Genomic DNA, 7,912 nt, shown 5'->3' with positions numbered 1-7,912 from the left:
AACATATCTTTTTAAGACCAAAAGCTACAGAGGGGTCAATATGACCAGAATGGGGGTCAGTATCCATAGAATATCCACCCAAATACATTTATTCATTATGAATTAGATTTAATAGCTTTTAAGAAATCCAAAATTATAAGTTCAAAACGTTCTGTGCATTAATCTAGGTTAAGATTTTTAATAGATTTTTTACGATTACTTTTTACCTTACTAAGTGCTTCTGGAGTAATACCTAGGTAAGAGGCAATCATGAGTTGAGGTATGCGTTGGGTAACATTTGGGTAAGTATGAATAAAGTATTCATATCGTTCAATGGCGGTAGCACTCATCATCATTACGATTCTTTTTTGCAAAGCATTTAATCGATTGAGTATTTTTTGTAAGTCTATTTTGTCTTCTTTCCCTTTTTCTAGAATAATAATTTCTGAATCTTCAAGAGCATCAATATATAATTCTCCTGGTTGCTCAGGAGGAGTATTATCTGTTATAATCCAGTCTTCTGGCGCAAACATTAAGATATGTTCTTTACCTTTATTATCGATTGTGTAACTACGCAGTAAACCTGATTTTACCATATAGATTTTAGTGCAGAATTGTCCTTTTTTCTGAAGTATTGTTTTATTTTTTATTTTTTTTGATGCTATCAATATGAATTAATCTTTATTTTAAAGTGTAGTGAATGAGATACAACGATCTCGCCTATGGTTGGTACGGTAATTAAAATTACTGAACTTTCGGTTTTGCCTGAACCAATTTTTTTCTTTTCTTTTTTTCTTTGTAAAGCCAAACAAAATATTTGGCAGTGTTTGTAAACATAACCTAGCTTTTAAATTGAGTACTTATCACTCTATTTGCTTAGTTATTGTGTAGTGTTTTTAATTCTGCGATGGTTTTTTCTAATCCTTGACTTAGTCCTTTTTCCATATTAAGTAAGTCAGATGTTGTTAATGTTATTATACCTATCACATCAATAACCTTTGTAGATGAATTCATATCTATTGCTTTGTTTAAAATTGATGTCCCAAAATCAATATAAGTTTCTTGTAATTCATAAGAACTCGATATTTTTTGAATTAGTTCAATATCAAATTCTTTAAGTATTCCACTAATTTTAGCTCCTTCAAATGCTGTTTTTTGTAGCCTAGCAAATTGAAACCCTTTCCATCCTTTAATTTTATTGAATTTAAATTTATTATCTATCGCCAAGGGTAAAAATCTATCTTCATCTCTTAAAGAAGGAATTATACTGTCAATTTGAACTTTTAACTCTTCGTGATAATCAATGTATTCTTTCAACAATTCTTGATTATACTCTAATTCCTTAACAATTATTTCTAGCGTTTTTTCTTTGTCTGCTTTGGTCTTGTTTTCTGCATTTATATTGCTAAAATAAACTCCTAAAAAAACACCAAAGGTTACAATGATTAATTCAATAAGATATTTTAAAATATTTTTTGTGACTTTGTTCATTAAAGAGGGTTTGTTGTATGACACACAAGGTGTATGTATATGAAAAGAAATGTATGTCTACACACTATTTTTTATATAATAATTGATCTTAAATTTATACAATTCATTTTCATTTAAGTACTTAATTTACCATCTTTACTATGTTTTTTGGCCATGGGTCTTCAAATTGATGACCAGCACTCCAAAGTTCTATCTCTTTATCAGAAAGAAAACAAGATTCTAAAGCATCAGTAAATTGATCTACTTGTGATTCGTCTCCAATAACGGTTAGATCGCAATGACGATCACCAAAACGTCCAGATTCTTTTGCTAACATTTCCTTAAGCATAGTTATTTCCATTTCAGAAAGACCATGGTTTTCATCTTCAACAATTCCTGATCGCCAAGATCCAATTATCTCCAAATTAATTCCGCCAGCTACTTGATTCCAGAGCATTGAATATTTATCTCGGCTTGCGAGCCAGAAAAACCCTTTACTTCGATAGATTCTTCGATCTAGGTATTCATGACAAATGTTCCACAGACGTTGTGGATGAAATGGACGATCATCTTTTATTACTCTGGTTGCTAAATTATAAGGTCTATCTTCTTGCGCTTCAGATGCTAAAACAGGTTTTAATTCCTCAACTAACTGAGCGACTTTAAAGTAATCGTACTCTTGAAGTTCAAACAACGATTCAATGCCTAGTTTACCAAAGAGCACCGAATGTGTAGAAACATAGGGATTTATGTTTTGAATAAATGATGCAATATGTGGTAATTTATCTTTTTCTATTCGATCACTCTTGGTAAGGAATAGGTGACTGCAGAACATGATTTGCTCGACCAACAAGTTTACGGTGTCTCGTTTTCCAGTCTTCAAGTTGTTTTGCAATCTGGGGATTAGGCTTTCGCCATAGTTAAAGTCGTGGCTTAGCATTAAGCTGTCTACAAGGGCAAATACTCCAATAAGTTTAACTTTTGACTGTTCCTTGAAATATTCTACAAGAGGCATAGGGTGGCAGCTTCCAGAGGTTTCAATGATGATCAATTCTGGATTTTGATTTGATAGCAATTTTTGAATTGCTTGATCAAGTTTTTCTATCCCTTTTTTGCTACTTAGCACGCAGGAGTGAATGGATTCTAAGATACTATTATCTTCTTCAACCGCATCAGTGTTTCCTAATAATTCACCATCTACATCAAGTTCGCTCATATCATTTACAATGGCACAAACAGGTATGTTCTTTTTTTTTGATTGAGATAGAAAATTTCTAAACAGGGTTGTTTTACCTGATCCAAGAAATCCATTAAGGATGACAACTGGGATCTTTCTGGATGTATTCATTGATGTTTGTTTAGAATTAGTAATGGCTCTTCGTTTTTATTTCTAATTTGTTAGATTGCATAGGCGTTCTTTTTTATAAGATACAATGTCTTGTATAAGAAGCGTAGGGCATTTGATAACAATACGTTTTGGATCGGTACTAAGCCAAATATAAATATTTTACTTTTATCATTTTTCGTAAACGTTAAGTTTTATATTTGGTGATTTTGCAAATAAACAAAAACCTTTTAATTAAGCTCAAAAGTTTTATGTTTTCTGATACGTTATTATACATAGGTTTAGTACGTATTATAATTTACAACCATCCGTAATATATGAAGATTAAAGCAATGGTATCAATAAAACCGTGAACAGCGATGTTGAACCATAAATCGTTCTTACGGAGATGAAAAATAATGGCAAGAAGCATACCTGTAATACCTGACACGATTTGTCCACTTATTCCTTGATATGCGTGTACCCAGCCAAAAATAAATCCAAAGAGTAGAATATTGATCACAAGACTTATGTTGCTTGAACCAAAAAATTTTGTAAACTGCCTCATTAGATACCCTCTAAATACAATTTCTTCGGCAAACGCGGCTGATGCCCAAATAAGAGCAAGTAAATTAAGTGTTGCTGGTAAATCACCTTTATAGGGTTTGAACACAGAAAAGTCAATGGGTTCTCCTGTAAGGTAAGTAACACTTGGTACCAAGATATAGTAATAAAATAGATAAATTGCTGCACCAAATATTGGAGCTATGATTAATAGATTTTTTATGTTGAATTTTTCACGCTGAAAACCTAAAGATTTAAAGAGATCTTTTTTGTGTACTACGGCACTTGCTATTACCATTAATAATGCAGCTATAATCATTTTATAATATCCTGACAGATATAATAAGCAGCAAAGAATAATAGTAACTATAGGCGTTATTTTCGTTTTTAAAGAAGTTTTGTTCATTTTTTTCGTTTTTGAATTTTAAACGAAATAACAACGATCAAGTAAGAAAAACTGTTGAAAAACAGTAACTTTTACTGAATGGTATCAAAAGAGTGCCTGAATAATCAACCTTAATTTATAATTTCTTATCAAACCAATCCATAAATGCTTGTCTCTTATATCTACTTATATTTATTTGAGAAGTCTTTTTATCTGAAAAGGAAGATTTGAGTAATACAGATAGTTTTCCATTTTCTATTGATTGTACTTGTTCTATAGAACGAGCATGAAGAATTATTTGCCTATTTGCTCTAAAAAAACTCTGTTCGCTAATTTTACTTTCAACTTCATTTAAAGTAAAATCTGTACTAATTGTAGTTCCATCAGTTTTTACAATATATACTATTTTGTTTTCACTATATATAAAGGCAATTTCAGGATACTTAACCAAGGTTATTTTACCTCCTTGTTGAACTTTAAGTGTACCTTTTATGGAGATAAGCTTGTGAAGATTATAAATATCTTTTGAAAATAAAAGAGCAATTGCAAGAGTGCACATTAGTAGGGAGATTGAAAACCCCGTTAGTAGATGATAAATACTATATGATTCAGTTCCATTAATCAAACCATTTAAACCATAATATAAAGGAATATATAGTATGGTAATATAACCTAAAGTTGAAAATAGGAAATGTAATAGTATTTGTGTGTTAACTTTTTTAGTGAAGTATTTGTTTCTGAAATATTTGAAATTAAAGCTAGCAATAATAAGTACGATACTTCCTGCAATAATTGAAACAACAATAGGAAACCAAGGGAATTTGTAGGATTTATTTAGTGGAAAATTTTCTGGCTCAGTAAGGTGGTTAACCAAAATAGAAAATATTACAAGTATAAAACCGTTTCTAACCCAAAAATTTAAAAAATTAATATTTTGTTTAAAAAAAAGAATTATTGCTTTCATTGAAAATTTTAATCTATCGTCTTGGTTTTTAGACAGTCTGACATCTCTCGTATAAGAAACATAGGGCAGGCGATAAGCAATACGTTTCGAGTTGGTACTAAGCCAAATATAAATATATTGCTTTTATCTTTTTTAAACAAAACATCAAATTTTATATCTGGCGTCTTTATAAATAAACACAGACTTTTTAGTAAGCCTAAACTGTACTATGTGAGGTGCTGGCTTTTTAATTCAATATTGAAGGTAATATATAATTCTCCAGTATGTTTTCAGGCTGTTGAAATTTACCATTTCTAAAATTTGAAGATGTAATAACAACAACAGTTTTTAATTTTGGAATGACAAAGATATACTGGCCCCCTGCACCTCTAGCTTCTATTGATTTTATTAATCGACCATCTACATTATAGATTTTATGCCACCATAAATAGCCGTAACCATTTTTATCAAGAGTGTTTTCCAAAATGTGATAATTTTTAAAGGACTTTTTGACCCATTCCTTTGATATAACTCTTTTATTTTTCCATTTACCTTCACAAAGGTACAATTGTCCAAATTTTAACATATCACGAGGAGTTAAATACATACCTCCACCAAAATAAGGAACTCCGTGTCCATCAGATTGGATGATGTAATTCGATATTTCTAATTTTTGAAGCAAAGTTTTATCCATAAATAATTCCAGAGGTTCTGAAATAACTGAATTAGCAATAATACCTAATAAATATGGGTTAGCCGACCCATAATTTGAATGTAAATTAGGTCTGTAAAGCATAGGCGCTTCTAAAATATATTTTGTGATGTCTTTTTGTTGTTGATAATTATTTTCAGTTGCGTATGATTTTCTTTTTATACCAAAATCAATAGCATCTAATCCAGAACTCATTGTAAGTAAGCTATGAATTGATATTTCTTTTTTGAGAGTATCCATTGTGGTTTTGTGTTTTTCTGGTAGAAAATCAAAGAGTTTTTCATTTTCATCAGCTATCATTTTTTTATCGATGATAATTCCAATAATTGCTGATGAAATACTTTTAGAGGCTGAACGCATATCGTGAGGAATGGAGCTATTATATCCTGAAAAGTAATTTTCATAAATTAGTTTTCCTTTTCTGACGATTAATACACTGTGAGTATTTTCAAGTGCATTGGAATTAATAGAATCTTCCATTTTATGGAGCATTTCGTTGTTTAAATGCTTTGATGTTGAAACCTTCCAACCATCATTTAAAAGCTTGGGAGTTTTAGGAGTATTGTTTGCTTTAAACTGTCCAATTTTCCAATCTTCTTTTGAAGGTGTCAATTCTATTTGAGTGACCAATTTATTGGCAAGATATACGTCTAATAAAATTTTTGATTCACCCAGTAGTCCTTTAAAGCTTAATCCTGTTTTTAAATCTGTAAAGAAAATGACATTTTTATTTTTTTTGAAATCACTACACCATGTTCCTGTAAACCGATTATCACCAAATATAGGATAGGCTTCATAATTTTCTCGAGAACCATTTTCTACACTTAAGTAGAAAGACTTAGATTTTAATTCATCAACTATAAAAATATTCCATTTCCCAGTATAAGTTTGGCTGTTTTTCTTGGTTAACTTAATATGATATAGAAAAAAACCAGACTTTATAAAACCATTGATGGTAGATTTATCTTTATTTAATTCTCCCGTAAAAGAGAGCCTCTCATTTATGAAAATATCAATTAAGTTAGTATTGTTGGGAAATGTTTGGTTAATAAAAGAACGGTCGTTAGAAATTCTAAAAACGGAGTTATCAGTATTTAAATTTTCAATTTCAACTGTAAAGTTTAATGTTTTTGAAGTATTAAATTGTCCTTCCCAACCTTTTGTGTAATTTTCCATATTTTGAGCATTTAAGAAAGAAATTAAGGACGATAGAAAAAGTAGTAGAAAATTATGTAATCTCATTTTGATTTAGTTTGATTGAAGTGCAAAGATGAGGCTACAACAATTATTATAATTGTATATTTTTAACGTTGTTAGATTTTTTATTGAAGTTGGAAGGAGTGATTTTATAAATTTGTTTAAAGGTTGATATAAAATGACTCTGGTCATAAAAACCGCACTTATAACAAATCTCTGTCATTGATAATTTATTTGATGAAATTAATGTTATAGCCTTATTTAGCTTTAACCGCCTTATATATTGTCCAAATGTAGTTCCAAAATATCTGTGGAATTCTCTTGAAAGGTGAACAGGATGAATATTTAATTCTTTACTCAACAAATCAAGTGTATAATTTGTTTCTGTTTCTAAAAGGATTTCTTGAGTTTTTTTTACCCATTCAGGTTTCTTTATTTGTTTATCGGTTTCTTGAGTTTTTATTTTGTCAAAAATATCAATCATTAATAACTCTATACTTAATTGGCTTTGATTGTCATTAATTTTAGTTTCTATAAAAACTTTATTCATTAGGTTTTTAATGATTGGATTCTTTAAGTTAAGACTTCCTTCGAAGTCCATTGAAGAAATATTGTGTTTTAAAAACCAGTCTGAATTAAATTCAATGTGAAAGCCCCGCGTATAGTCTTTGGGTTTTATATTGTGATGAGAATCTTGCCAATTATGAAACAGTAAACTGCCAGGTTCTAAATAATATTCTTCCTTTTTATTAGCTTCATAAAGTTTTCCTTGCAAAAGATATGTAAAATAAGGGTTTTCGTGAAAATGCCAATCAACTTTGTGATGTGTATATTCTGTATCAGTTATTGTGAACTCCTCAAAATTTAGTTTTTGATAGTGAGTCCCAAAAAAATCTCCTCTTTTAAGTTCGTTCATCCTTTTTTGCTGTATGCATCCGAGCAACTACAATATAGAATTTTCTTGATATCCAGGTAGTAATTCTTCTAATTTTTGTATGCTATGATCTGGTATTTTTTCTAAGGTATTAGCGAGCCATTCTCTTGGATTTATGTTTTGCATTTTGCAACTTCCAAAGAAAGAATACAGCATTGCTGTATTTTGTGCTGCTTTGTGTGATCCACAGAATAGATAGTTTTTTCTACCTATAGCCATTGGTCTTATGGCATTTTCTATTTTGTTATTATCTAGTTCTATTTTTCCATCCAGAAATATATTCTGGAGTTTATGATATTGGTTCACAAAATAGGTCATTGCTTTCCCTGGACTTGCAAGAGAAATTCGGACAATTTTTCTAAGACCTATGCTGTATTTTTAAGTTTATAAAATTCTAATTCAAC

General features: G+C 30.1%; 8 protein-coding genes. All 8 read right to left on the bottom strand.

Features of this window, described 5'->3' with window-relative positions; genetic code table 11:
* Nucleotides 1–158: 158 nt before the first annotated feature.
* The 8 genes from CVD18_RS20440 to CVD18_RS20405 all read right to left on the bottom strand — a co-directional run bounded on the left by CVD18_RS20440 (nucleotide 159) and on the right by CVD18_RS20405 (nucleotide 7,826).
* Nucleotides 159–575: a Crp/Fnr family transcriptional regulator gene (locus CVD18_RS20440; protein ID WP_233194606.1), complete on the bottom strand. Its 417-nt coding sequence runs from the start codon at nucleotides 573–575 to the stop codon at nucleotides 159–161.
* A 280-nt stretch (nucleotides 576–855) separates the two neighbouring features.
* A complete protein-coding gene (locus CVD18_RS20435; protein WP_103867345.1) occupies nucleotides 856–1,470 on the bottom strand; it encodes a hypothetical protein in 615 nt (204 codons plus the stop codon).
* Between the two features lie 121 nt (nucleotides 1,471–1,591).
* Nucleotides 1,592–2,797 carry a GTP-binding protein gene (locus CVD18_RS20430; protein ID WP_103867344.1) on the bottom strand — a complete coding sequence of 402 codons (1,206 nt, stop codon included), beginning with the start codon at nucleotides 2,795–2,797 and terminating at the stop codon, nucleotides 1,592–1,594.
* A gap of 295 nt (nucleotides 2,798–3,092) precedes the next feature.
* On the bottom strand, nucleotides 3,093–3,743 hold the full coding sequence (locus tag CVD18_RS20425) for a CPBP family intramembrane glutamic endopeptidase (protein WP_103867343.1): 651 nt from the start codon (nucleotides 3,741–3,743) through the stop codon (nucleotides 3,093–3,095).
* 115 nt (nucleotides 3,744–3,858) lie between these two features.
* Nucleotides 3,859–4,686 carry a LytTR family DNA-binding domain-containing protein gene (locus CVD18_RS20420; protein ID WP_103867342.1) on the bottom strand — a complete coding sequence of 276 codons (828 nt, stop codon included), beginning with the start codon at nucleotides 4,684–4,686 and terminating at the stop codon, nucleotides 3,859–3,861.
* 226 nt (nucleotides 4,687–4,912) lie between these two features.
* Nucleotides 4,913–6,553, bottom strand: a complete 1,641-nt coding sequence (locus tag CVD18_RS20415) for a serine hydrolase (RefSeq protein ID WP_158250524.1) — start codon at nucleotides 6,551–6,553, stop codon at nucleotides 4,913–4,915.
* 112 nt (nucleotides 6,554–6,665) lie between these two features.
* Nucleotides 6,666–7,490, bottom strand: coding sequence for a helix-turn-helix domain-containing protein (locus tag CVD18_RS20410; RefSeq protein WP_103867340.1), 825 nt, complete (start codon nucleotides 7,488–7,490; stop codon nucleotides 6,666–6,668).
* Between the two features lie 27 nt (nucleotides 7,491–7,517).
* Nucleotides 7,518–7,826 carry a transposase gene (locus CVD18_RS20405; RefSeq protein WP_369858876.1) on the bottom strand — a complete coding sequence of 103 codons (309 nt, stop codon included), beginning with the start codon at nucleotides 7,824–7,826 and terminating at the stop codon, nucleotides 7,518–7,520.
* Nucleotides 7,827–7,912: the final 86 nt, after the last annotated feature.

The sequence above is a fragment of the Aquimarina sp. I32.4 genome (genome assembly GCF_002924285.1).
Lineage (GTDB): Bacteria > Bacteroidota > Bacteroidia > Flavobacteriales > Flavobacteriaceae > Aquimarina.
The sequence above is the reverse complement of the archived record's forward strand: the minus strand, read 5'-3'. Positions and strand labels throughout refer to the sequence as shown.

Bases quoted from the DNA above. Each gene is read 5' to 3' on its own strand.
- CVD18_RS20435 (WP_103867345.1), bottom strand. From the start codon at position 1,470: ATGAACAAAGTCACAAAAAATATTTTAAAATATCTTATTGAATTAATC.
- CVD18_RS20440 (WP_233194606.1), bottom strand. From the start codon at position 575: ATGGTAAAATCAGGTTTACTGCGTAGTTACACAATCGATAATAAAGGT.
- CVD18_RS20410 (WP_103867340.1), bottom strand. From the start codon at position 7,490: ATGAACGAACTTAAAAGAGGAGATTTTTTTGGGACTCACTATCAAAAA.
- CVD18_RS20420 (WP_103867342.1), bottom strand. From the start codon at position 4,686: ATGAAAGCAATAATTCTTTTTTTTAAACAAAATATTAATTTTTTAAAT.
- CVD18_RS20425 (WP_103867343.1), bottom strand. From the start codon at position 3,743: ATGAACAAAACTTCTTTAAAAACGAAAATAACGCCTATAGTTACTATT.
- CVD18_RS20405 (WP_369858876.1), bottom strand. From the start codon at position 7,826: ATGACCTATTTTGTGAACCAATATCATAAACTCCAGAATATATTTCTG.
- CVD18_RS20430 (WP_103867344.1), bottom strand. From the start codon at position 2,797: ATGAATACATCCAGAAAGATCCCAGTTGTCATCCTTAATGGATTTCTT.
- CVD18_RS20415 (WP_158250524.1), bottom strand. From the start codon at position 6,553: ATGGAAAATTACACAAAAGGTTGGGAAGGACAATTTAATACTTCAAAA.